We start from the raw sequence: 24649 nt of genomic DNA, 5'->3' as shown, positions 1-24649 counted from the left end.
GCGCCATTTCACCAAACCGCTTAAGATGCTGCTAAGACCCTTCCGATGGGTGCCTGACTCTCTTAAAAGGGCCCTCCCGTCACTATTCGTCCCCTCCCTGCTGCATGTTGAGCTCACACACTGAAAAAGTTATAGCCTCCACTCAGCGTAATCTTGCAAATTTTGTGTGTCTGTGATACTTTCGCTCTGTCTTAATTTCTATAATTCAGAACAAGATTCTTGACAGGCTTTGCCAGGAGTGTAATATGGCGAATATTATGAAGTGAGGGCAAAACTCAACAAATAATAGCGCAGAGGTTTTAGGATGCCCATATAACTATCTCGTGAATTGGCATATACTGTACATGGAAAACTTTCTTAAACAGATAATCTGTTGCCCTGATTGCAGTGGCGAATTGCTCTCTCTCGACAACGCCCTAAGATGCGAGAAATGCAGTATCACCTTTCCTGCAGAAGAGGACATACAAATACTCTTTTCAAAGAAAATGCAACAGGAATCTACATATAAGGTTTACCTGGAGGAATATGAAAAAATTGAAAAAGAAACGGTGGAGAGTTACCTTACCGACAGAAGCTACATAAACATGACTCCATGGGAAAAAGCTAAACACCTTATCCTTGGTGGTTCCTCTAGCCTGAAAGCGAGGAGAAACGCAACGCGGGGGCAAATGGTGGCCTTGTCTTTTTGCCAATTCATCGGGCCTACAGAGGGCCTGACAATCTTGGACATTGGTTGCCGAGAAGGTCTTGTTTTGAGCTTCCTTATGGGGGGAGGTAACAAGGTTGGGCTTGACATCTCACCCTTCCATCTAAAATATATCAAAAAGAAGGGGAATAGTGGTGTCGCTGGATTTGCAGAAAGATTGCCTTTTAAGGATAATTCCTTTGATCTAGTGATAAGTTCGCATGTCCTTGAGCACGTGTTACGCCCAGAGGCGATGACCGCTGAAATAGAGAGGGTTATGAGGCCAACGGGTAAGGCTGTCATTGAGGTACCTTTCGGCGAAACCGATGAATCTCTCTCTAGGATAGACGAGGACACAAATAGGATCGTCATGAAATACCCCTCTGGCAGCCACAAGAAGAGACGCACGGCTTTGCATTTAAGAAACTTTGAAGATGAGAAGGATTTAGAGGTGCTGTTCCCACACTTAAAACTAACAAGAAAACGATTTCACTTTTACAAACTGAAAAGAAATGTTCCCTGGTGGGTAAAATTTTCGTTGCGTCCCACAAACAGACTATCGGTAGACTCTCTTAAAAGCTACTTTCCCTCCGTATTCTCACCAAGAAATATTATCACAGAGTTTATCTCTAAGGAATAGAAGACGTTTTATCTTTGGCCCTGGGCGAATTTGCCTATGGCATGGCTTTTGTGATTTTATTCCCTTACAGAACAACACTTACGTAGGATTTAGCAGAGGTCTCAAGTTGTCTTTATTTCCGGTAGTATGGCAATGCACGCAAGTGTAATACTTAGTACATACAACAGGGCAAGGTATCTGGAGCTGAGCATCCTTGGATACATGAGACAGACCCACAGGGACTTTGAGCTCATTATCACCGATGATGGCTCCACGGACGATACCGGCGCGGTCGTTCAGAAATACAAGGCACTGGCGCCTTTCCCCATAAAATACCTGTGGCAGGAGAATAAGGGCTTCAGGCTGGCCAAGATACGTAATGAAGGGATAAAGGCCAGTCGATACGACTATATAATATTCTCCGACGGTGATTGCATACCCAAGGCCAATTTTATTCAGACCCACATCTCAAATTCCGGTGATAATTACTTCCTCGGGGGTGGCCATGTGCGGCTTTCAAAAAACTACAGCGATAACCTCATGCCCGAAGCTGTCTCCAGCGGCGAGTTCGAGAACCAGCTGACTGACGACGTACTATCCGGACTGAAGTGGAAACAGCGGAAGAATATTTTCTACATGCTGGTGGCGAAGAAGAGAAGACCCAAGTTCCTGGGGCTGAATTTCTCAGCGCCAAAAAAAATACTCTATGAGGTCAACGGGTTTGATGAAAACTTTGTTGGCTGGGGGCAGGAAGACGGCGACATGAGGGAAAGGCTGAAAAAGCTTGGTAAGAAACCAAAGTCCATCCTGACCCAGGCCATAGTCTTTCACCTGTACCATAAGCCGCATTCGACAAAGGCCGATAAGCCAAACTTCTCATACTCCAGACGCAGGAACATCCCGGTACGCTGTACACACGGTATTGAGAAGCCTTAACCTGCCAGAGGCGGTTTTCCCGCACACACAATACATCCCATAAAGTTCAGGCGCTCATTCAGCGTCACAGTATGCGTGGTATTCACACCACTCGCAATGCGGGCCTTTTATCTCCGCAAGGACGTCTCTCCCCCGTGCCCTGAAAAAGGTCTCCAGTTCGTCCTCAAGACGTTTTATCGCACCGGGTGAGATATCTACTGGCACCGCCTCCTTCGCGGCAATAAAGAACAGGAGGGCCTCGCGCGGCCTCCGCCCGTAAATCGCCTCTACCGCCAGGCTGTACAGCCGCATCTGAAACTCGTAACCCTTCACCTCCTTCGGTATAACGGCGGAAGACTTGTAATCTACCAGATGCAGGCCTGAACCGTCCGGGGAGAACAGGAGGTCTATCTTCCCCCGGATGGGATTCCCCTTGTGGTTAAAGACAAAGGGCAGTTCCCGCTCCACCATTTCTGAATCCCTCACCATACGTCCCAGAGAGCTGGAGTAGAAATCCTCAACCCATTTTGTAACCAGGTCAACCTGTGCCTGTTTTGGCTTTGCAATCAACGCCCTGTTAAAGGCCTGCAAAACGGATTCCCGCAGTTCCGTTTCCTTGCAAGCAACCCCACATCTTTCCAGTACCATGTGCGCGACGTCGCCCAGGACGTCCCTCCTGATTTCGTCCTGCTCTCTCAAGTGACCGGCATCCTCCTCCCTCGGCGCGGCGTGTATGGCGGGAACTCCCAGGTTATACCTGAGATAATATAATCTGGGGCACAAGAGAAACGACATAATCTCGGTAGTGGAATACACGTAATTCCCCGCCCCGCCTCCAGGCTCAGGAGCGGCTCTTAAGAGGGACACGGCGTCCTTCACGGGCCCGGGGGCCTCCGGTGGAAGCTCAAGCTTCTTGCCGCCCAGGAGCTTTTGCCTGTCGAGCGCCGGTAGTTTCTTAAATGACCGGCGTGTCTTGTGCTGGCCAACCTCCGTAATTATCCGGAGCCTGCAGCCGTTGCTCCCGTACGTAATTGACTTCGGTATATCATCCTCAACCTCCATTGACAGACCCAGGTTTTCCACCAGATACTTTAACCATCCACCCCTGTCGCGGGGACACAGCGCCCCGCTGAGGAGGAGATGTTCCTCCGCGCGGGTCAGGGCAACGTAGAAGACACGCCCCATTTCCTGCAGGTCCTTCTGCTCCTGTTCCTCCGCTATCCGGTAATGGCTGCGGGTAGTTTCAGGCCTCCCGGTGACAGGGTTAAGCGTCTTGAACCCCAGGCCAACCCCTTTTGAGAACGTCAGGTCACCAGTCCGGCTGCGTCTTCCCCTGCTCAGGTCCGCCAGGGCGACCACGGGGAATTCAAGCCCCTTTGCAGAGTGTATGGTCATCAACTTCACCACGTCACTTTTCTCCACGTCGATGGGCGCCTCAGACTCTCTCGTCTCCATGACCCTCAGGTCGGAGACGACCCTGAAGAATTCATTAAGCCCGGAAAAACCTTTCTTCTCGAGACCCCTGGCCAGTTCCACCACCTTACGTATGTTCGCATATTTTTGCATCCCTGACGGCAGCGCCAGCATCCGGGTGTCAAAATCAGTCCTGTCTATTACGGCGTCCATGAGGGCGCCCAGCGACAGCCTCCCCTTGAGGTCCCGGAATACCCTCATATGCTCCGCAAATCTCAGGAGCCGATCCCTGTGGCGCGGCTCTATCTCCGGTATTTCATCCGCGTGACTCAGGGTATAAAACATCTCCTTCCCGTCGCCGTTTTTGTCCTTGCCGTAGTGTGCCAGCCAGAACAGGCACTCATCGCTAACACCAACAAACGGTGAACGCAACACCGCCGCAAGCCTTATCTCGTCCAGCGGGTTGTCAATCACCTTCAGTAAGTTCACCAGGTCCGTTATCTCCCTGGTGTTATAGAGACCCCTTCCCCTGACGACAAAGAAGGGTATGTTCAGTTCCGCCAGGGCCCGTTCGTATAACTTTATATCTGCCGTGGCGCGCATGAGGATGGCGATGTCACCGTAAGACACGGGGGTGTCAACATCAGTCCCGTTCAGCCGGGTAATCTTGATTTCTTCTTTTTCGACTATATCGTGTATACGCCTGGCAAGTGCGGCGGCCTCCAGCGGCCGGGCCACGTCCATGGTCTCCCCCCTGGCCATAATCAATTCCACTGAGGGACCCCTCTTTTTTTTGAAGTGCGAGGCCGCAATAAGTTCAGAATGTTCTACGCGTCCGTCACCCTCTGGAACGTCTTCAAAGACGTAATTAATAAAATCAATCACCTCCGGTCTGGTCCTGAAATTCTCGTCCAGCCGGATAACGGCTCCGCCTTTCCCTGCAACCTCTTCTCTATGCTGGAGAAACACGTCCAGGTCAGCGTCTCTGAACCCGTAGATTGACTGCCGCGCGTCTCCCACCACAAACAGGTTACCGTGCGACCTGAGCAGGTCTATAAGGGATTTTTGCAGTTTATTGGTGTCCTGAAATTCGTCTACAAGTATGTGTTTGAATTTGTCCCTGAGCTCCGACCTCACGTGCGGGGCGGTTCTCAAGAGCTGAATCGCCTTCTCCGCCAGGTCGGAGAAATCCAGCGCGCTGCGGGAACGTTTCTCCTCCCCGTATTTCTCCACCAGTTCCGCCAGAAACTTTTTTAGGGTACGTTTCACACCCACAGACTTCCGCTCAAAAAACAGCCTGCGAAGTTCCGGCAACAATTCATCCCGCAGTTCCCTGAGGTCGCTCTTTACGGCCTTCGACACCTGAAGCCCCCCGTGCACTTTTAGCACCTCGTCGATACTGTTTATATGGTCCACCGTCAGTTCCCCGCGTGCGTTGCCGCCAAGACCAATAATCGGGAACAGCTTGGAAGTGATTGCTCTAATCTTTTCCAGGGTTTTTTCAGAAACCGTATTGCCCTCAATATGCCCCTTCAGCTTATCCAGACATGCGGATATATTTCCCAGCACGGCCTTCATCTCCCCGGGCCCGACGTCTATCTCAATTATGTCCCGCATGGCGGTGCCGGTGCTTCGCGCCTTACCGATAATATTGACGGCAGCCTCCCCAAGACCCTGGCAGTGGAGGCCCTTGAGGAGGATGTCAAAGTCCCGGCGGTTGGACGCCCCCCATTCCGAGAGGAGCGTCTCGGCCAGGTTACACAGCAGGTACCGGGACTCGTATTCGTCCAAGACGGTGAACTCAGGGTCGACGTCTGCCTCAAGCGCGTACTCCCTGAGGAGCCTGGCCGAAAAGCTGTCTATTGTAGAGATGTAAGCGGACTCTACCTGCTGGAACTCTTCCACCAGACCTTCCTGCTCAAACCACTCCGCTATCCTCTCTTTCATCTCGTTAGCGGCCTTTTCCGTAAAGGTTATGGTCAGGACGTTCTGGATAGGTGTCTTCTCGTTGACTACAAGATGGACAAAACGCTCTACCAGTACACGTGTCTTCCCGGAACCCGCACCCGCAGTAACACAGACGTCACTGTGTACAAACTCTACGCCCTTCCTCTGCGCGGCGGTTAGAGAAGTTGTTGATTTTGACTTCATTTCCCCTTCTTCCCTGCCGACCATTTCTCAAACCTGCATACGTCCAGGAATTCACACCCGCCATCCTCGCATCTCTGTACGTTCCTGGGCGATACGTCCTTATTCCCCGACATGATGTCTCCGGCGTGTCTGCATATGTGCTCTCTGGAGTGTTTCAGGAATGCCTCCATGTCCTCTTCATCTATACAGGGCATTCCTTTTATCGTAAGCGACGGAGCCAGCTCTTTGGCCCGCGACCCCAGTATGCCGCTTCTCTCCGGCGGCGGCTTCAACGTGTACAGCTGCGCCCCTATCGGCACTATGTTGAGACATCCCCTGGCGGCCATCAGGTATACGGGTAGCTGGAGGTCCACACCTTCTTCCTCAATCTCCTTGAACCTGCGTTTGGTAAAACCGCCCTTGTCATAACCGGTATACTTGTAGTCGAGAATCAGCCCGACACGTTCGCCGTTTATGTCAGCTACGTCAATCCTGTCTATTCTCCCCCTTATCCTTATGGTACCCGTGTCCTTATCGTAAGGGTTGTCAATATCAAGCAAGGGTACACGGCTGTCGCCAAAGGATTCCTCAAAGTACGCCGGTTCCAGGCGCAGTTGCTCCCGGTAATACTCGTCCTTCTCGACCAGCGCCCTCAAGGCCTGGAGCATCTCGTCCTTGACGCGCAACTCGTTCAGCCCCAGTCGAATCCCCCGGGTCTTCCTGGTAAAGACGTTATTGAAGGTGTCCGTTATGTCCTTCTCTTTATATTTGTAGTACCTGTAAAGTGTCTCATGGATTATATTGCCCTGAAGGGAGGGGTTCAGTCCCTCTTCCACGAGCGACCTGAGGGCGTCCAGCCGCAGTATGTGTCTGGAAAAGTGGAGGAAGGGACACTGGGCAAAGTCCCTGAACTGGGTGGCCTTGAATACCGGGATGATTTCCTTTATGACGCTGCGGTGCGGCCCTATGTCTCCCGCCTCAGGGGTGCCCAGGACCACCTTGAGGTCTTCCGCAAGGGCTGAATCTTCCGCGCGAAGACCGTTGTTATATGCCGCGCGCGCCAGCACGTGCAGGGTCTCCTTGTCGCTGCCCTTCCTGTAAGGCGTGTTCAGGCGGTAACACACGAAGTTCCGAAGGTCTTTCCGCGTCAGGACGCTGCCGGGTGTCGGGATCAGGTCGGAAGGCGTCCTCTGCCGGAAGATTTTACCGCTGTAACTATCACGGCGGAAAAGCTTCCGTACCCCCCTGAGGAAGAAGGACGGAATGTTACGGTTGCCGCGGCTGTCCATGGCAGGATATGAAAGGACGAGCTTCTCTTTTGCCCGGGTGAGAGCGATATAGAAGAGAAAGCGCTCTTCCTGAACGGTGTTTTTCTGCAATTCTCTGAGGTCTGCGCCCGTTGAATCCCTTAGCTCCCGCCGTTCTTTATCCTTAAGAAATAAATTCTCACGGGCCTGCCGGGGAAACCATTGCTCCAGCAGCCCTCCTACGAATACGACCGGAAGCTCCCACTGCCGGGCCTCAAGCGCGTCTATCACGTTGACAACATCATACCTCTTGTCGTTGAGTGAATACGATGTGGCCGACAGGCCATAAGACAACTCCTCCACAAAAACGTTGAACGCAACGGGTTTATCCCCAAAAATATGTGTCAGGGACTCAAGGACGGACAGAAACGCCCCCAACGCCTGAGCTTCTTTCTTGACCAGCTCCTTACACGACGGGTCTGTAACCCCGGGCAGCGTGACGCATTCGTCTATAAGCGTGAGGAACCACTGCCGGAAGGCTTTGGCGGGTTTCGGTGAGGATACGCCCTTCTCCAGTTCCATCAATTTTTCAATGAATTTCTGCACGCCCGGAAAGGAACCTTTCCGGGCCAGCTCCAGCCAATCCCCGCTGCCCGTCATAAGCCCCCTCTTCATGGCCTCCCGCTCAAGCCGGTCCACTTCTTCCGCAGCCAGCCCCGGACCGTTGTAATTGTAATTGGAACTGGAACCTGATCCATCGCAGGGCAATTTAATATAATGGGACCTGAGTGTCTTGCGTACGTCCTCCCCTTCCCTCCAACCCGAGGTGAATATGCGGGCCAGGGTCATTATGGTCTGGATTAACGGGTTCTCTACCAGGGACCTCTTGACGCAAAGGCGCACCGGGACGCCGTATTTCGGGAAAATGGTCTCGATAATGTCATAGTATGGTTCTATGTCCCGAAGTACTATCCCGACGTCACTGAAGCGCCGGGAACCCCCGGAGACCATCCCGTATATAAGGCGCGCCATCTGCTCGACCTCGTCCTCTATGTTCGCCGCCTCTATTATCGTAAGGTCGTCACCTGTTACCGCAGCGGCCTCAGGCGGGTTCTTGGCGAAAAGATTTTTCTCCACGTGGGTAAGCGTCTTGCTGGACGAGAAACGCCCGCCACCGTCAAGCACCACCTCCTTGAACCCCAGCGGTTTCAGTCGCCGGTATACGTCCCTGCACCTCTCGAATATAGGTGAATCAGAGGTCTCCGGGTCGAGGGCCAGGCTTATATATACGTCTGGAATTTTCTGTGTAAGGACCTTCAGTATCCTGAACTCAACGGGGGTAAAGCTGTGGAAACCGTCAACGAATAGTGTCTCCTTCGCGTTCAGGACGGAGCCGTCTCCTTCAAGGCGTTTGAGGGCTGCGTTCAGGACGTCGTCCTCGTCATAGAGACCTTTCCTGTCAAACGCCCCCTGAAAACGGGAATAGACACCGGCAAGCGCCTTGTATTTCTCCTTTACGGCAGGGGATTTTAACATGCCCTTGTTAATGAGCATATCAATCCGGGCCTTGAAATCGGCGGGATACAGGGAGTCTTCCTTCAACTCCTTAATGAACCTCAGGAGCGCATGGCGAAGCCCACGGTGCTCCCACGAACCCTTTGTCAGATACTCTGGCGGGTTTTTTTCCAGTATGTCCCTGAGTAACGTGTCTTTTTCCAGTTCGGAAATCAGCCTGCCGGGAGGCTCTTGGTCGAGGATTTTTCCAGCAAGTTGTGAGAACGTGAAGATGCTGTTATCAACGAAGCCGCGGGCAGGGCCGTTGCGTATGATTACGTCCTTCAGGTGTTCCGCCTGGCCATAGGTGGGGAGGAGGAATATTACCCTGCCGGTGCCGGCGGTCTTTATGTATGAATAGAATTTCTCCAGCGCATACGTGGTCTTACCGCTTCCCGCTCGGCCAAGAATAAGAAATCTTTCAGGCATTGATTCTGCTTCTAACTGAACGTCTCCGTGCTAAACCTAATTGTGTACAACCTCTGCTATTGACAATATCTTTGCAGGGGCAATCCGCCTCAGGTTGGAAATCCACCATTTTTGGGGCGGGCGGATAGTTACCCTTCATTCTCAGGGCAGGCACAGGGGCCTTTCCCTACATATTTTACACACTAGCGCTCGGATTTTCTTCGTCCAGCTCCCATTTCAGTGGATTATTCATTACGTATTCCCTTATTTCATTCAAGTCATCTTCATTACGGATTACATGCTCATAATAGTTGCGTTGCCAAACGTGAGAACCAGGTGTTCTGCGAAGTTGATTAACGTATTTTGTAACGCTTGATTTAAGTGATCGTATGATGGTTGGTAACGACCTTACTACAGGTTTGCCATATGATTCAATTGTAGGGGCACGGCATGCCGTGCCCCTACGCTCGTGAAGCTGCTGGTCATTGGGAAGAACAATAATCCCATGCAAATGATTCGGCATGATAACAAATACGTCGAGTTTCACGTTATCAAAATGTTTAGGGATTTCCTCCCAACAGTTTTCTACTATTTGCCCTATTGCATTTAAAACCATATTTCTATCTTCAATGTCACCAAATAAACACGTTTTCTTCTGCGTGCATATCGTTACAAAATACGCCCCCTTCCGTGAATAATCGTAGCCCTTTAACCGGATGGAACGGCGGTGGTGTTTGCGCGATTGCATGTCATCTCATTTTCTTGAGCGCATCAAGACGCACCCTACTAACCTTTCCTTGGTCTTGCCCAATTGCAATATCTATGGGTCAATCTTGCATTTTCTGGTATAGTTTTACCTCCTGTCCAATACTGCTCTATATGGTCTATTGCTGCGTCATCGGCCTTTAGAATCTTCTGACAACAAATTGTACAAGTTGGGTCACTATCGTATAACTCTTTCTTTAATTTTGACGAAAAGCAGCGTGGTTCTTTTTGTGCAATACCAATTATATCTTGTAACACAAGTCTCCACTTATCAAATCGCTTTGTTACCGCTTGTACGCTGCTAGTGGAAAGCTCTATGGAATCGATGAGTTCTCGATCGTTTGTCATTAAATGTATCAATGCTTCACGAGTTGAGTCCAAATTCTGGTAAACTTTGTTTTTATCCTCTCTTACAAAAGAATACATTAAAATATCGTATAAAGAAGCATTGAATTTCTTGGGTTCCCAATATCCATTTGGATCTTTTTCATTACCTTTATAGAACCTCTTAAAAGCATGAACATCCAATAAGGATTTTATTATCGTGATTGAGTTTTTAAATGCATTTCTTAATTCAGTAGATTGTGCTTCTGATATACCTTGGTACTGTTGCATATCATTGTTAAGAAACTTTCTCATAGGTGGTTTATAGTTTAAGTAAGTAGAGTGATAAAACGCTGCAAACCTTAAAACAAGTTCAACGTCTTTCATCCTTTTATCTGGCTGCTTAAGTCCTAAAAGAGACATAAAATCCTTTTCTTTAGAAAGTGCCTTTAATAATTTGTTATATGGGCCTCTATAAATACAATTTCTTAATTCTTGGTCATTCAAAGAAACAGCGCCCGTATTCAATCTCTCGAATATTTCAAATTTTAAGTCGGGATCTGATTCTTTCCTAAAGGTTATTGTACGAATCTTACAATACCTTGTTTTGTCTTGCATCTCATCGTCTAGCTCTTTAAACGATTTTTTGTTGAGTTCTGTAAAGACTTTTAATCCAGTAAGCTTAGAATCTCTCCCATCTGGAAACTGCCCATCTATAAATGAGAAAAAGGCCGTCAATCGCTGTTGCCCATCAATAACACATTCTTTTCCGTCTCTTTCTTCGGATATGTATATCACAGGAAGAGGTATATCCAAGAATGCTGATTCTATTAGCCTGCTTGATTTCGCTACATCCCATACAAAATGACGTTGGAAATCTGGTTGTATGTTTAATTTGCCTCTTTTAAATTTTCCATGAAGTGAATCTATTTCAGGGTCTCCTTGATTAGTATAGACCCTTCTCTTTGATGGAAGGAGTTCTATACGTTCAATTTCTTCCTCTAATGGTTGCTCAAATTCGAGTTCGCTTTGTTCCTTAATCTCTTCATTCATCCTAATATCTCCTTAAATCGGAAATGATCTGGGCTTTGAACACTCTAAATGGCTTACAAATAGCTTGATAAATCAAGCTCCTACAGTAAAAATCTTAAACACTAACTTGGATATTTTCGGAGGTATAAAATCCTGTGTAAAAAAGATAATCCCAGTGAAAATTATTCCCCACGCCAAGAACTTTGTCAAGCCGAAAGATTACTATAACTTGATTGTTTGGGAGCATGTGGTACTATATCTTGTAAGTGTATACAACCTGAGCGTTTCCGTAAATTCTATATACCATCAAATTATGAACCAACCCTTATGGATTCTTACCGGGCCTACCGCCAGCGGCAAGTCTGACGTGGCATTCCACGTGGCGCGCGCAATGGGCGCTGAGATAATCTCGGCGGACTCTATGCAGGTGTACCGCGGGATGGATATCGGGACGGCCAAGCCGTCCAGCGAGGCAAGGGCCGGGGTGCCGCATCACCTGATAGACGTGGTGGAGCCGTCTGAGTCCTACAGCGTCGGCCGTTTCGTGCGTGACGCGCAGCAGGTAATCACTGATGTGGAACAGAGGGGCGGGAGACATCTCGTCACAGGCGGCACGGGGCTGTATATAAAGGCCCTCAGGGAGGGCCTCTTCAGCGGCCCTGAGGCCGACTGGGCGCTGAGGGAGGAACTCATGGCCGTGGCAGAGGAAAAGGGCAGCGCGTATCTCCATAATATACTGAAAGACGCCGACCCCGGCGGCGCGGCCAGGATAAACGACGGCGACCTGCGCCGCATCGTCCGCGCGCTCGAGGTCCACCAGAAGACGGGCCGTGCCATATCCCTGCTTCAGCGGGAATGGGGCCGCGACGGCGGCGAATCTAGCCTGATAGTCCTGTACCGCAGCAAATCCGACCTCCACCGGAGGATTGAACAACGGGTGGACAAGATGCTTGAGCAGGGCCTCGTAGAAGAGACCCAAAGACTGCTCAGCCATCCGAAAGGTTCTTTGGGCAAACAGGCCCGCGAGGCGCTGGGCTACAAAGAGGTCATCGAATATCTCGACGGCAAACTGAGCGCCGATCAGATGCGCGACAATATTAAACAACACACGCGAAGATTCGCCAAGCGGCAGATGACCTGGTTCAGAAGTTTCCCCCGCGCTATATGGATGGTGATAAACGAGGGAGAAGACACAAAATCCGTATCAAAACGCGTGCAACGGGTGCTCGAACGATAAGTTTTATCACCCCTTGACAGTCTGCCAATTCTTTGCTAGAGTCGCGCGGCGGGGCACATTTAAACCATGCTACCAAAAGACTTAAAATACGCTCTAACCCATGAATGGGTAAGGACCAGGGGCCGCACGGCCTATATCGGCCTCACCGAATTCGCCCTGGAAGGCCTGGGCAAGGTCCTCAACCTGGAACTACCCAAGAAGGAAGATGAACTCCTTGTGGGTGTGGCCCTGGGTGACGTGGAAACGACCGATGCCCTTCACGAAATAATGTCTCCCCTCGAGGGTATAGTGGTCGAGACCAACAGTGCTGTCTTAAAAAACCCCACCATAATCGATAAAGACCCGTACAAGCGGGGATGGTTGTTGAAGATTAAGCTCTCGAGCCCGCCTCGCATTGATGATACGCTCTTGAGTCCAGAGGATTATCTAGCCAGTACGCAGAAAAAGGTAAGAAGGTAACTTAAAGGCGAAAGTGCAGTAGCCAGACCTATCATGGGCAGAACGTTTATCAATCAACTAAAACCCGGCGTCAAAGTAGACGAGGTCTTTGTACTCAAATCGAAGGTGGTGCGGTCCTACGGCAACGGGAAGAACTCTATACGTGCCGAACTGGCCGACAAGACCGGCAGCATTGCCGCCGTGATGTGGGACGTAGACGTCAACCAAATAGAGTCCTTCGGGACAGACGGCTTCCTAAGGGTCCAGGGGGAGGTCGGAGAATATAATAACAAACCGCAGCTGAAGATAACGAGCTTTTCTCGGGAACTTATCCCGCCCGATATGAACGACCTGTTCCCGTCTTCCGAAAAAGACGCCGGGGAGTTAATGGAAGAACTCGAAGGGCTCGCCGACTCGGTCAAGGACCCGCACCTCTCCAGGCTCCTGAAACTCTTTCTGGAGGACGAGGATATAACCAACAGGCTCCGCCAGTGTCCCGCCTCGGTCAGCTATCATCATGCCTATCTCGGGGGCCTGCTGGACCATACCGTGTCCGTGACCAAGCTTGCTGCGAAGACCGCCGACCACTACCACAACTTCCTTGACAGGGACCTCCTCATCACGGGCATGATACTCCACGACATCGGCAAGCTGCGGGAACTTTCCTACAAGGCCGGCTTTCAGTACACCGACCACGGACGCCTGGTGGGGCATATCGTAACCGGAGTGCTTATGGTCGAGGAGAAGGCCGCAAAGATAAAGGATTTTCCAGCCGAGCTGCTTGACCGGGTCATGCACATCATACTGAGCCACCACGGCGAGGTCGACACCAACTCCCCCAGGATGCCCATGATCGCGGAGGCCCTGGCAGTACACTACCTCGACAACCTTGACGCAAAGCTGCAGGGCTTCTCCAGGGTCGTGGCCGAGAGCCAGGACCCGGAAAACAACTGGACGGCATACCACAGGATGTTCGGGACGATGCTTTACAAGGGTGGGAAGGCGTCCTGAGTGGTTTGACGAAAGCGTCTTTATTCTCACATCAGAACGTACTGTTCATAAAATCATAAAATGACCGAATTCCCCTTCCTACATCTCATCGTTGCCGGTGTCATTGGCTTTGTCTCTGTCGTAGTGGGTTATATGTCGGCCGGCGTGAGAAACCTCCTGGTGTTCCCCTTCAACGTGGTCACGTTTTCTATACTCATAACATGCACCACCATGTCGAGGTTATTGCTGCCACTGTGTCCGCAGCCGCGCCTGGCGATACCCGACGCCGCAGCATGGGGTGTGGGCCTTACGCTGTTTGGAACGGGCGCATTAATAATAATCCTGGCGGTGTGGCAGATAGGCCTGCCCGCCGCAGCCAGCGCGCCAAACCGCCAGCGCAGGCTGGTAACGAATGGTATCTACAGGCGTCTCAGACACCCGATATACCTTGGAGAAATCCTGTGGCCCATAGGCTGGGCCATCCTGTTTAAGGCGCTCTGGGCCCTGGCCGTTACGCCTGTATGGATCGCCTTACTTCTAACGATCGCCCTTCTAGAAGAAAAGAGGCTCTCCGAAGAATATGCTGAAAAGCATGAAGAATATAAAAAACATGTTCCTTTCCTCCTCCCTGGCGTTTTCAAGTCCTGGTAACGCAAACGTTAACCCGGTATACAAGAATTTGTGGTTCCCCTGCCGCTATCACCTCTTAGCTTTTACCTTCTTCTTCGCCTTTTTTTTCACCTTCTTCGTCCGCTTCACCTTTTTCTTTTTAGCTGCCTTCTTTGAAGCGGCCCCGGGTATGGGTAATGGATTACACAGCATGTTTCTAACGTTAGAGAGCCGCCCGCACGTATCGCAATAGAACTTCAGGGTAACAAGCTTCGGCTCACATACGTGCCTCGGGTCAGACGCAACCCTGCCGCAGTAGGAACATTTGGTTACCTTTGTGGTCTGCGCCGGTGCGCAGAGGTGGCCCTTTTCGGTGGCAATCATGCCACAGGTCCGGCAGGTATAAATACCTCCAAAGGCGTTACCCATTTCATCCCCCCCTTTGCGTGTAAAAACCTAAAAAAACTCTTGGCTTACCTTACTTTAACTGATAAAAAATCTATCACCAAACGCCGACTTTCTCAAGCTAATTCTACAAGGGGCTGAAATCTCTTGACTGAACGTGCAGAAACAATTTCTGTCATAATACCGGCGCTGAACGAGGCGGACACGATTGCGGCCACGCTGAAGGCCGTTACGGAGCAGAGGTGGCGCTCAGGCCGTTCTGAGGTGATTGTGGTGGACGGCGGGAGCCGCGACCGAACGCGTGAGATCGCAGGCCCGTACGCCAGGGTAATTGAGGGCAAAAGAGGCCGGGCCGCCCAGATGAACATGGGCGTAAGACACGCCTCCGGGGATATACTGCTCTTTCTCCATGCCGATACAGTCATCCCGCAAGGCGCGTTTGAGGAGATAGCTGAGGGGCTTAAAAGACCGGGGGTGACGGCCGGCTCGTTCAGGTTGAGGTTTGACACCTCACGTCCGTTTCTCGGATTCCTGACCTTCTTTACCCGCTTCGGCTGGTGGTGGGCCCGCTACGGCGACCAGGGGCTTTTTCTCACCCGAAAGACATTTGAGAAACTCGGCGGCTTTAAGGACATACCGATAATGGAAGACGTGGACATAATACGGAGGCTCAGGCGGCGCGGCCGCCTGCATATAATCCAGGACCCTGTGGTAACGTCCGCAAGGAGATACCTGGACAGGGGCATCTACAGGCAGCACTTTTTGAATCTCTTCTTGTTTGCAGCCTATTTCTGCGGCGTGTCACCCGAGAGACTAAAAAAGCTGTACGACGACGCCAGGTAGAGATACATATTTCAATTAAGTCCTCTGAAGCCTAAGTCCGGCTGTATCAGCGGATATGAAAGAACTCTCTCAGTTCTGCAAGTTCTTCCATAATCGTCCCTAACCTGTCCAGGGTCATACACAGCTTATCGTTCTGCTCCCTTATCCTGTTACCCATACTAATTAAAATCCTCTGCGTAAGTGCGGGGTCCGCTTTTGCCATCCTGAGGAACTCTAACTGGTCGACCCCGAGTACCCTTGTTTCACCGACCGCCCTGACGGTAGCCGTGCGAGGCTTTGCATCGATCATACTGATTGCGCCAAATATCCCGCCTTCGTCCAGAGTGGTCAATACCGCCTCCTTGTCGCCAACCTTCTTTATTATCTCCACTTTCCCGGACTGGACTATATACATCTCCCTACTTCTGGCACCCTCCTCGAGAATGACATCACCGTCGTTATAGACTGTTCCTAAGAGTTCACCTTCTTGCATTGTCTTAACCCTCACACTAACCGTACGAGATTATGCGCCCTGGAACTAATACTTCTGCCAATTTGCGTGTTGACGAACATTACATTTAACTGTTCACACACATAGCCCTGGAGACAAGCCATATATTACGAAGCAAATCCTGTAACGTTTTGCCATAGAAGAATATTCTCACGCCGCATTCACCGTGAAAATCGCCAAAAAACCAAATAAATCCTAACTGGCCTACTACTACTTTCTTTTTAATAATTGTACCACACGTTGCTTATATAGAGAAGCCCGCTGCAGGAAAAACCTGAGAAAAAGTTGGAACGGAGAAAGTACTCTCTAACCCTGCTATTAAACAATACTTATTTCATCCGGCATGACTCATGTACGTCTCTCTGCCCCTGATGTCTTATTTTACAGTAAAGCTCTATTACTTGAACGCCTTTTCTATAACCCCTTTCTCCTAACCGGGTTACCCTTATATAAATAGATACAACACCCACACATTTCCAATCTGTAACCTGTGATATACTAAAAACTGCCTCTTTATTCCTCACATTTGAATAACACACTAGAACTCATATGTCACAGCGATTAATCCGGTAACGTTCTTGTTATGGCCCTGCCATATGTGAGCCGGCCCATTATCGACACTGATTATCTTGTCGTAACGCACTTCCGGCCTGACCATGACCCTCTCCCGGAGCCTCAGGTTCAGCGTACCGGTAACCTCTGCGAGGGAAGCACCGGCGGTACCGCCGGCAAGCTCTCCCATATTATCATGGTCCCAGTAGTATTCTCCCCTGAAAGCAAGGCCAATCCTATCGGTGAAATCGTATATAAGGTACTGCGCCACGCCCCACATGTGGTTGTCCCTCTTTATCTTGCCCGACGGCTGCTTTATCCCCTTGGGTTCACTGTGAATGATGCTGTTCGTAATCAAGACAACTTTGTCGAGCGGAGAGAAAGAGAACTCCAGGTTGTAGACTTGATGCCAGTCCGAGTTGTTGCTTTCATGGTCAGGGCCCCACAGCGTATCGAGGTTTATATTAATATCCTTAAAGAACGCAAGGTCGGGTGGATTGTAGTCCAATTGAAGCCCGTGCATAAAGCTTTTATTATTGTTGACGAACGTGTCAAAGCTGTTGATAAAGTAGTAATTGGCCGTGAACCGGTCTGTAACGGGGTAACCCAGGCCAACACCCGTAACGGTGCCGATAGCACCGTAAACGTCTATGTAGGAATTCGTGAAATTCGGATTCCAGAGCGGCACCCAGGACTCAAACTCTATCCAGCTCGGAAATTTACCGAACTTTACGGTAAGACCCTTACCTACGGGAAGATTGTACAGGAGGTAAGCCTCGCTGAAGGTCGTCTGCCTTCCACCGGTCGGCGCACCGGGAGGATTGGGCTGAACGGCGGTATCGTCACGTACGGGACCATTTTGGGTTATGCGCCGGGCGAAATCGCCCCAGTCGAGGCTTATATTGAACCCGATATCACCGGGTTCGGGAGCACCCTTGAAAAGCCACAGTTCGATGTTATTCACCGTAAAGGAGTTCACCTGAACGGCAATGTCCATCGGCGGAATGGCATTTTGGTCCCCCGCGGGAGGGTCAACACTCTCGTACTGGTAGTAATTCGCTATAAAACCACCAAACCCCACACCATCGAACCGGTCGAGCAGACCCCGCAGCACGGACGTCTCTTCCCCGGTAAGCGGTCCGCCTTTAACCTCAGGCGGCCCCAGCCTTCTTTCTTCCACGAGCGCACGGAAACTTCCTATCTCAGTATCAGTAAGCTCGGCGCCAATGACTCGCAGCGGTGTAAATAGAAACAGTACGAGCGCCAATATACGCAGGGACACCCACCTTCCTAAATACACACGTCCCCCCCTTCTGAGGCGGCATAATATTTTCAGTCTACGGAGAACCTTTTTACGGAATGACCGTTCCTTTCAATACCCTTTCATCTGGCCAAGACCTAAGAAGCCACCCGGGTTTATAGAAACTGATTGTCTTCGGGGCGGACACAAAATCCGAAATTTCACAGGATTATTTTGGTATGCTCCGCTTCCAGTGTCAAGTATCAAGTTTCTTGAGCGGGAGGTAGTTCCTATTGAGAGGCATGAGGTTTTGCCACCCAGCTTGGCTTCCTGAAGTGATAGATGCACATGGGGATAGCCACCATGGCGAGGACACCCACGCCCAGAGACAGGTCGTAAATAAAGACACTACCGGTCTTGAGCTGTTCCGGCGGGAAGAAGCCGACTATGAACGTGAAGATTGAGGTAAAAAGCCCTATACCCGCACAAATTAACATACCGGCCTTGCCGCCAGGAACCCTGTAGGCCCTGTGGACGTTCGGTTCCGAGAAGCGCAGGCGGATGGCGGCAAGGAACATCAAGACATACATAATTAAGTACAGCATTACGGCAAGGTCAACCACCATCCAGTAAGATGCGTTTATGCCAGGTATAAAAAGGAACACCAATCCGAACAGCGAGACTAGGGCTGCCTGAAGAATGATCAGGGCTATGGGTATGCCCTTCTTATTTACCCTCTGTAAGAGGGGCGGGAGGCCCCCGCTTTCGGCGGTAACAAGCAGGCCCTTAACGGGACCCACAATCCAGGTGCTGGCCTGTCCTATCGCGCCACACCCGACCAGGATAGCGACAAAGGGGATAAGCCAGCTAATGTGATATTTCTTAAAGATTATCGCGAAGGTCTCCATAATCCCTGCAACCAGACTGATATCTTTCTGCGGTATCACTACAGCAACGGCCATGCCTCCCAGAATGTAAAGACAAAACACAATAATGGCCGTCACAAACATCGCAACGGGGTAGTCGCGATGAGGGTTTTTTACCTCATTGGCATGGACTGCCGAGACCTCAAGACCGGCGAAGCCAAGGATGAAACCCGCCAGCAGTGCCATGCTGCGAATATCGGTAAAGTCAGGGACCACGTTCTGCTCGGTAAAGGACAGGCTAATCTGGGGAGCATTGCCTCCAATCAAATAGATTGCGGCGAAGATAAAAAGCATGGCAGACGGCACGAATACGCCACAAATGAGGCATACCGTACTTATCAATCCGGAGACCTTCATCCCAAAGAGGTTGGCGAACGTCAACGCCCAGTACACGATTAAGATAACCGCGCACAAAAAAACCTTATTCTTTGCCAACTCCGGGTCATACACATAGGCAAGGGAAGCGGCAATAAAGGAAAGTATTGCCACCCCGGCAAATAGCATCTGCACCCACTGCAGCCAGATGGCAAGAAATCCCCATCGTTCGCCAAAGGCCTCTCTCACCCAGACATGTACGCCCCCCCGCTGCGGCCAACCCGTGGCGAGTTCTGCCGAGACAAGGGCGACGGGAATCAGATACAGCACTGCCGCAATCAGCGTAAAGAAGACCAAATGAAAACCCATCTCCGCCATTATCGGAAAGTTACGTATACTAATAATGAAGGCCGTTGAGATCATCATTAGTTTGAATACGCTAATCCTGTGCTCTACGGGAGATGGTTTGCCAGTCATCGTCTCAGCTTCCTCGGATGATATTGTTTTGTTTAACCTTCACAAAAACCACTTAGTGATTATGGTGGAAATGCGTACCGGATTTCTTGGGTGTACGGCCCGGCTGCGACGCAAAATGTTTGAGATGCCGGCGAATGTCATCAAGCAACATGTAGGCCATGTCCCGGCTGAAACCATGTTTAACGACAATCCGCTGGACAACAAGGTCTTCCCGGTTTGCCGGCATGGCGTAAGCGGGTACGAGCCAGCCGCGGTCACGAAGCTTCTCCGCTAAATCAAATAATGAGTAGTTGGTCTGTTCTTTCAACTTCCAGCAAAAAACCGGTATGTCGCTGCCGTCGCTAACGAGCTCAAACGGCCCCATCCTGGCAATCTCGCCGGACAGGAACAATGCCGTGTCACGACACGACTCCATAATACGCCTGTACCCCTCCTTGCCCAGCCGCAGGAAGTTATAGTACTGCGCGCATATCTGGGCACCGGGCCGCGAGAAGCTGAGGGCAAAGGTAGGCATCTCCCCGCCCAGGTAGTTGACGTTGAAAATGAGGTCCTGCGGCAATTCTTCCTCGTCCCTCCAGACTACCCATCCCACGCCCGGATAGACCAACCCGTACTTGTGTCCTGAGACGTTTATGGATTTTACCCACTTCAGACGGAAATCCCACTCCAGCTTCGGATGAATAAACGGCGCAACGAAACCACCGCTGGCCGCGTCTACGTGGATAGGAATCTCCCAGCCCGTCTTTGCGTTCAACTTCTCAAGCCCGTCGTTGACCTCCTTCGCAGGTTCATACCTGCCGTCCATAGTGCTCCCCATGATAACAACTATGCCGATAGTATTCTCGTCGCAGAGTTTAATCGCCTCCCCGGCGTCAAGAATAAAGCGGTCTCCTTCACAGGGAACGCAACGCGGTTCAACGTCCCAGTAACGGCAGAACTTGTACCAGCATATCTGGGCATTCGCGCCCATTACGATGTTGGGCCTGCCGTCAGGCTTGCCCCTGGCCTTCATCCGTTCGCGCCACTTCCATTTCAACGCCAGCCCGGCGAGAAGGCAGGCCTCGCTCGAGCCGATAGTCGAGCAGCCGATGGAGTTGCCCGCGTCGGGAATGTTCCAGAGGTCCGCCAGCATATGCACACAGCGCAGCTCCTGTTCGGCCGTCTGCGGATACTCGTCCTTATCAATCATATTCTTGTCGAACGCCTCTACCATCAACTGTTTGGCCTCCGACTCCATCCAGGTGGTAACAAAGGTCGCCAGGTTGAGCCTGGAATTGCCGTCCAGCATTAGCTCATCCCTCACGATTTCATACGCTGTCTGCGGCAGCATCTCCTCCTCATGCATCCTGTACTTCGGAACCGGCCTGTTCAGTTCACTTAAAGCGTAAGTAGGCGTGAGCACTAACCGGTCACCTTCCAGCTTGTGAATGTCAGATTTCTTGTGAAGCATTATTCTTCTCCTCTGCTCAACCACACATAATTAGAACTGATAAGACACGGCGATTGAACCCGTAACGTTCTTGTTCTTGCCCTGCCATATATGTGAAGGTCCGTTAGGGACACTTATTACCTTATCGTAGCGTATCTCCGGCCTGATCAAGACATTCTCCCGCAGCCTCAGGTTTATCGTGCCGGTAACCTCCGCCAGTGACGCGCCACTGCCGCCGCTAAGGCGTTGTAAATTTTCCTGGTCCCAGTAGTACTCGCCTCTGAGGACGAATTCAATGTTGTCGGTATAGTCGTATATAAAGTACTGTGCCACGCCCCATGCGTTATTGTCCTTCTTTACACGCCCCGATGGCCGCACAATCCCCGCAGGGTCATAACTCCAGTTGCTGTCTGTGACTAATCTTAGTTTATCGAGTGGGGAAAATGCAATTGTCAAATCGTAAATCTGATACCAATCTGAATTATTGCTCGCATGTTCCGGTCCCCACATGGTATCCAGGGTTATGTCGGCATTTTTGAAGAACGCAAGGTCCGGCGGAGAATATCTTAACTTAATACCGTGGGAAAAGCTCTTATTGTTGTTAACGAACGTACCTGTAGTGTTGGTAAAGTAGTAGTCGGCAAAAAACCTGTCCGTGACATCATAACTGAGCCAGACACCGGTGCTTCTGGCGGGCACAATCTTGCTTATATAGGAGGCCGAGAAATTGGGATTCCATATCGAAAAAGGTTGCTCGTAGCCTACCCAGTCGGGAAACTTGCCGAATTTTGCAGTAAGTCCCTTGCCAACAGGGATATTCCATGTAACGTAGGCTTGACTAAAGGTTGTCTGCCTGCCGCCGGTTGGTGTACCGGGAGGATTGGGCTGAACGGCAGTATCGTCACGTACGGGTCCAGCAGGGGTAAGGTGCCTGGCCCTGTCTCCCCAGTCAAGCGTTATCTTGAATCCAACGTCACCGGGATCCGGTGCATCCTTGTAGAGCCAGAGCTCGATGTCTTTTACCGTAAAGGAGTTCACCTGCTTGTTATACAGCATCGGCGGAATGGCGCGACTGTCCCCCGCGGGAGGGTCAACACTCTCATACTGGTAATAGTTATTAATATACCCGCCAAACGTTACGCCCTTGAACCGGTCGAGCAAGCCCCGCAGCACGGATGCCTCCTTATCAGTAAACGGCCCGGATTTAACCTCAGGCGTTCCCAGTCTTCTTTCTTCCAGGAGCGCCCGGAACTCTCCAATCTCAGTATCAGTAAGCCCGGCGGCAACAATGAGGATGGGTGAAAGGAGTAACGTCGCAAAAACTAATCCACACGCGGATACTTGTTTACCCAGACGCATATAGCCTTCCCCTCTGTGTATTTGCCCTACTCACGTAAGAGGCCTCTGCAGTGTCTTTCACAGATTTTTCCAAGAAGCGGCGCCCTTTCCGGGTAAGTGTCGAGGCCATTGTAATACCCGGTGAGAGCATTATCAAGGGCCTCGGCAGTAGTAGTTTCAGTTCTTCCTCCAGGGGTCTGTCCATCCCTCAGAGAGCAGTGCCCGGAATGCAAATACTTCTCCTATAAAAACTTGACAATTCTTTCTCTGGTGATAGACTTTCCGCAGAGAGACTCAGCATGAATCCCTATTTAAGGGAGGTGTTTCACGATGCAATTTAAGCCTTCAATATGGCTTACCTGCCTTTGTGTTCTTCTAGTGCCCCTTACGTTGGACATTTGCTACCCTTCTCTGGTTGAAGGAGGTGGTTTTGACCTGTTTTGGTGTCCGATCTGCCAAAAGGATCAGCCGCAGTCACATTTTCCCCATGATGGAGGGGGCGGTGGTGGCGGCGGTAGTGGTAGTGGTGGCGGCGGTGGTGGCAGCGGCGGAGGTCTTTCACCCGCGGAATTGGCGAGGCAGCAACAGATAAATGATAGTATTTTGGCAAGCAATGAAGGTCTTAAGTACGAGGAGATTGGTGATTGGGATAACGCCATAAGATTGCACAAAGAAGCGCTAAGGATTAATCCGAATAATGAAACCGCCCGTCTAAATCTCGCAGGCGCCATAAATAATAAAGGTGTTGAATACGATAACAGGAAGGAATACGAAAACGCCTTAAAATTGTACGAAGAATCGCTAAGGATTAACCCGAATAATGCAGTCACCCGCAAAAATATCCTACTGGTCAAAAGCAGGATAGTTAATAAGAAAGGTATTGAATACTACGAGAAGAGAGATTATGACAGCGCTATAAGCCGTTTTGAAGAAGCGATAAAGGTTAATCCGGAACATCAAACCGCCCGGGACAACCTAAAAGAGGCCAAAGAGAGAAAGAAAGAGCAGGGGGAGGCAGAGACAAGACGGCTTAGAGAACAAAGGTTTGAGGCCCAGTTGGAAGAAGAGCGGCTTGCAAAGCAAAAGCGCGAAGAAAAAGAACGCCTAGAGGAACAAAAGCTCAAAGAGGCAAAACATAGGGTGAATAATATGCTTGATAGTCTGGCAAAGAAGTTTGACATCTCACCCCCCGTTGGCGCCTCTAAATCCTCCAGCTCGTCCGGCTTGAGCCTAATGGGGCCTACAACACGCCTCTTTGAGAAGGGCACCAAGGGCTCTGCCCCCGTTGACCTCAGACTTATACCTCCAGACAAACCCGTAGTCGTCCACCCTGAAGACGTTAAGGGTACAGGGCCGGGGAACTACACGAAGGAGGTCGCCAAGCAGCTTAATGAGGGTGACATAGCGGGTGCCAGGGCAGACGCAGCCAGGATTACGGGCAGCTTTGAGAAGGCGTGGGCCTACCAGAGGATAGCCCGCGCACAGGCCCAAGCAGGGGACACTGCCGGCGCACGTGAAACCCTTGAGCTGGCCAGAAAGTCCGCCGAGAAGGTAGAAGACAGCTTCGCAAAGGCGCTGGTCTATGGGGAACTTGACAAGGCGGAGCTTGACGTCAACGACCCGGCGGGGGCACAGCAGAGAAGGCAGGAGGAGACACGAAGGCAAGCTATGCAGATGTACCTGGCGGGTGAGAAAGAGAATATCTCCAGGATTGAGAACGATGCTGAGAGGGCGTGGGCCTACCAGAGTATAGCCCGCGCACAGGCCAAGGCAGGGGACACTGCCGGCGCACGTGAATCTCTTGAGCTGGCCAAGAAGTCCGCCGAGAAGGTAGAAGACAGTTTCGTAAAGGCGCTGACTTACAGGGAGCTTGGCAGGGCGGAGTTCGACGTCAACGATCCGGCGGGGGCAGAGCAGAGGAGGCTAGAGGAAGCCCAAAGGGAATATACGCAGAGGGCTTTTGCGGAGCAGAGACAGGAAGCCGCCCGGATTGAGAACGATTTTGAGAGGGCTTGGACTTACCAAAAGATGGCTAGAGAACAGGCCCAGGCAGGGGATACTGCCGGCGCGCGTGAAACCCTTGAGCTGGCCAAGAAGTCCGCCGAGAAGGTAGAAGACAGTTTCGTAAAGGCGCTGACCTACAGGGAGCTTGGCAGGGCGGAGTTCGACGTCAACGATCCGGCGGGGGCACAGCAGAGGAGGCTAGAGGAAGCCCAAAGGGAATATACGCAGAGGGCTTTTGCGGAGCAGAGACAGGAAGCCGCCCGG

The 24649-nt window shown here is 51.0% G+C and carries 18 protein-coding genes; 8 read left to right on the top strand and 10 right to left on the bottom strand.

The genetic code is table 11. The features are described from left to right. Positions 1-344 precede the first annotated feature (344 nt). Both NOU37_04305 and NOU37_04300 read left to right on the top strand, forming a co-directional pair. On the top strand, positions 345-1325 hold the full coding sequence (locus NOU37_04305) for a methyltransferase domain-containing protein (GenBank protein MCQ4574447.1): 981 nt from the start codon (positions 345-347) through the stop codon (positions 1323-1325). Between the two features lie 132 nt (positions 1326-1457). Beyond that, positions 1458-2240: a glycosyltransferase gene (locus NOU37_04300; protein ID MCQ4574446.1), complete on the top strand. Its 783-nt coding sequence runs from the start codon at positions 1458-1460 to the stop codon at positions 2238-2240. 54 nt (positions 2241-2294) lie between these two features. On the opposite strand, the gene NOU37_04295 is transcribed toward NOU37_04300, so the two are convergent. The 4 genes from NOU37_04295 to NOU37_04280 form a co-directional block, all read right to left on the bottom strand. Beyond that, positions 2295-5783, bottom strand: coding sequence for a UvrD-helicase domain-containing protein (locus tag NOU37_04295; GenBank protein MCQ4574445.1), 3489 nt, complete (start codon positions 5781-5783; stop codon positions 2295-2297). Beyond that, the gene (locus tag NOU37_04290; GenBank protein MCQ4574444.1) at positions 5780-8992 is read right to left on the bottom strand and encodes an exodeoxyribonuclease V subunit gamma; all 3213 of its coding nucleotides are present in this window, start codon (positions 8990-8992) and stop codon (positions 5780-5782) included. The genes NOU37_04295 and NOU37_04290 overlap by 4 nt, the downstream gene beginning before the upstream one ends. Before the next feature lie 175 nt (positions 8993-9167). Then, complete coding sequence (locus tag NOU37_04285) at positions 9168-9719, bottom strand: hypothetical protein (protein MCQ4574443.1); 552 nt, start codon at positions 9717-9719, stop codon at positions 9168-9170. Between the two features lie 38 nt (positions 9720-9757). Then, the gene (locus NOU37_04280) at positions 9758-11113 is read right to left on the bottom strand and encodes a DUF262 domain-containing protein (protein ID MCQ4574442.1); all 1356 of its coding nucleotides are present in this window, start codon (positions 11111-11113) and stop codon (positions 9758-9760) included. Positions 11114-11405: 292 nt separating this feature from the next. On the opposite strand from NOU37_04280, the gene miaA reads away from it, so the two are divergent. The 4 genes from miaA (at position 11406) to NOU37_04260 (ending at position 14408) form a co-directional block, all read left to right on the top strand. Further along, positions 11406-12329 (top strand): tRNA (adenosine(37)-N6)-dimethylallyltransferase MiaA, encoded by a 924-nt coding sequence (gene miaA, locus NOU37_04275; protein ID MCQ4574441.1) that lies wholly within the window; start codon positions 11406-11408, stop codon positions 12327-12329. Between the two features lie 66 nt (positions 12330-12395). Further along, a complete protein-coding gene (locus NOU37_04270; protein MCQ4574440.1) occupies positions 12396-12788 on the top strand; it encodes a hypothetical protein in 393 nt (130 codons plus the stop codon). Positions 12789-12821: 33 nt separating this feature from the next. Continuing rightward, complete coding sequence (locus NOU37_04265; GenBank protein MCQ4574439.1) at positions 12822-13778, top strand: HD domain-containing protein; 957 nt, start codon at positions 12822-12824, stop codon at positions 13776-13778. Between the two features lie 60 nt (positions 13779-13838). Beyond that, complete coding sequence (locus tag NOU37_04260) at positions 13839-14408, top strand: isoprenylcysteine carboxylmethyltransferase family protein (GenBank protein MCQ4574438.1); 570 nt, start codon at positions 13839-13841, stop codon at positions 14406-14408. A gap of 48 nt (positions 14409-14456) precedes the next feature. On the opposite strand, the gene NOU37_04255 is transcribed toward NOU37_04260, so the two are convergent. Continuing rightward, positions 14457-14795 (bottom strand): hypothetical protein, encoded by a 339-nt coding sequence (locus NOU37_04255; GenBank protein MCQ4574437.1) that lies wholly within the window; start codon positions 14793-14795, stop codon positions 14457-14459. A 123-nt stretch (positions 14796-14918) separates the two neighbouring features. Between NOU37_04255 and NOU37_04250 the strand changes: the two genes are divergently transcribed. Further along, the gene (locus tag NOU37_04250; GenBank protein MCQ4574436.1) at positions 14919-15614 is read left to right on the top strand and encodes a TIGR04283 family arsenosugar biosynthesis glycosyltransferase; all 696 of its coding nucleotides are present in this window, start codon (positions 14919-14921) and stop codon (positions 15612-15614) included. A 46-nt stretch (positions 15615-15660) separates the two neighbouring features. Here the strand turns inward: NOU37_04250 and NOU37_04245 are convergent, their stop codons facing one another. The 5 genes from NOU37_04245 to NOU37_04225 form a co-directional block, all read right to left on the bottom strand. Then, complete coding sequence (locus tag NOU37_04245; protein MCQ4574435.1) at positions 15661-16086, bottom strand: cyclic nucleotide-binding domain-containing protein; 426 nt, start codon at positions 16084-16086, stop codon at positions 15661-15663. Positions 16087-16642: 556 nt separating this feature from the next. Next, positions 16643-17956 (bottom strand): porin, encoded by a 1314-nt coding sequence (locus tag NOU37_04240; protein MCQ4574434.1) that lies wholly within the window; start codon positions 17954-17956, stop codon positions 16643-16645. 230 nt (positions 17957-18186) lie between these two features. After that, on the bottom strand, positions 18187-19614 hold the full coding sequence (locus NOU37_04235; GenBank protein ID MCQ4574433.1) for an APC family permease: 1428 nt from the start codon (positions 19612-19614) through the stop codon (positions 18187-18189). Positions 19615-19666: 52 nt separating this feature from the next. Next, complete coding sequence (locus tag NOU37_04230) at positions 19667-21064, bottom strand: glutamate decarboxylase (GenBank protein ID MCQ4574432.1); 1398 nt, start codon at positions 21062-21064, stop codon at positions 19667-19669. A gap of 30 nt (positions 21065-21094) precedes the next feature. Beyond that, complete coding sequence (locus NOU37_04225) at positions 21095-22402, bottom strand: porin (GenBank protein MCQ4574431.1); 1308 nt, start codon at positions 22400-22402, stop codon at positions 21095-21097. A 582-nt stretch (positions 22403-22984) separates the two neighbouring features. Here NOU37_04225 and NOU37_04220 point away from each other — a divergent pair. Continuing rightward, on the top strand, positions 22985-24649 hold a 1665-nt coding region (locus tag NOU37_04220), incomplete at its 3' end, for a tetratricopeptide repeat protein (protein MCQ4574430.1).

It is taken from the genome of Candidatus Bathyanammoxibius amoris, from assembly GCA_024451685.1.
Taxonomy (GTDB): Bacteria; Planctomycetota; Brocadiia; order Brocadiales; family Bathyanammoxibiaceae; genus Bathyanammoxibius; species Bathyanammoxibius amoris.
This window is presented reverse-complemented; position numbering and strand designations above follow the sequence as displayed.

What these genes read in the sequence shown, in the direction of transcription:
- NOU37_04305 (MCQ4574447.1), top strand. Translation starts at nt 345, where the DNA reads ATGGAAAACTTTCTTAAACAGATAATCTGTTGCCCTGATTGCAGTGGC.
- NOU37_04300 (MCQ4574446.1), top strand. Translation starts at nt 1,458, where the DNA reads ATGCACGCAAGTGTAATACTTAGTACATACAACAGGGCAAGGTATCTG.
- NOU37_04295 (MCQ4574445.1), bottom strand. Translation starts at nt 5,783, where the DNA reads ATGAAGTCAAAATCAACAACTTCTCTAACCGCCGCGCAGAGGAAGGGC.
- NOU37_04290 (MCQ4574444.1), bottom strand. Translation starts at nt 8,992, where the DNA reads ATGCCTGAAAGATTTCTTATTCTTGGCCGAGCGGGAAGCGGTAAGACC.
- NOU37_04285 (MCQ4574443.1), bottom strand. Translation starts at nt 9,719, where the DNA reads ATGCAATCGCGCAAACACCACCGCCGTTCCATCCGGTTAAAGGGCTAC.
- NOU37_04280 (MCQ4574442.1), bottom strand. Translation starts at nt 11,113, where the DNA reads ATGAATGAAGAGATTAAGGAACAAAGCGAACTCGAATTTGAGCAACCA.
- miaA (MCQ4574441.1), top strand. Translation starts at nt 11,406, where the DNA reads ATGAACCAACCCTTATGGATTCTTACCGGGCCTACCGCCAGCGGCAAG.
- NOU37_04270 (MCQ4574440.1), top strand. Translation starts at nt 12,396, where the DNA reads ATGCTACCAAAAGACTTAAAATACGCTCTAACCCATGAATGGGTAAGG.
- NOU37_04265 (MCQ4574439.1), top strand. Translation starts at nt 12,822, where the DNA reads ATGGGCAGAACGTTTATCAATCAACTAAAACCCGGCGTCAAAGTAGAC.
- NOU37_04260 (MCQ4574438.1), top strand. Translation starts at nt 13,839, where the DNA reads ATGACCGAATTCCCCTTCCTACATCTCATCGTTGCCGGTGTCATTGGC.
- NOU37_04255 (MCQ4574437.1), bottom strand. Translation starts at nt 14,795, where the DNA reads ATGGGTAACGCCTTTGGAGGTATTTATACCTGCCGGACCTGTGGCATG.
- NOU37_04245 (MCQ4574435.1), bottom strand. Translation starts at nt 16,086, where the DNA reads ATGCAAGAAGGTGAACTCTTAGGAACAGTCTATAACGACGGTGATGTC.
- NOU37_04235 (MCQ4574433.1), bottom strand. Translation starts at nt 19,614, where the DNA reads ATGACTGGCAAACCATCTCCCGTAGAGCACAGGATTAGCGTATTCAAA.
- NOU37_04230 (MCQ4574432.1), bottom strand. Translation starts at nt 21,064, where the DNA reads ATGCTTCACAAGAAATCTGACATTCACAAGCTGGAAGGTGACCGGTTA.
- NOU37_04225 (MCQ4574431.1), bottom strand. Translation starts at nt 22,402, where the DNA reads ATGCGTCTGGGTAAACAAGTATCCGCGTGTGGATTAGTTTTTGCGACG.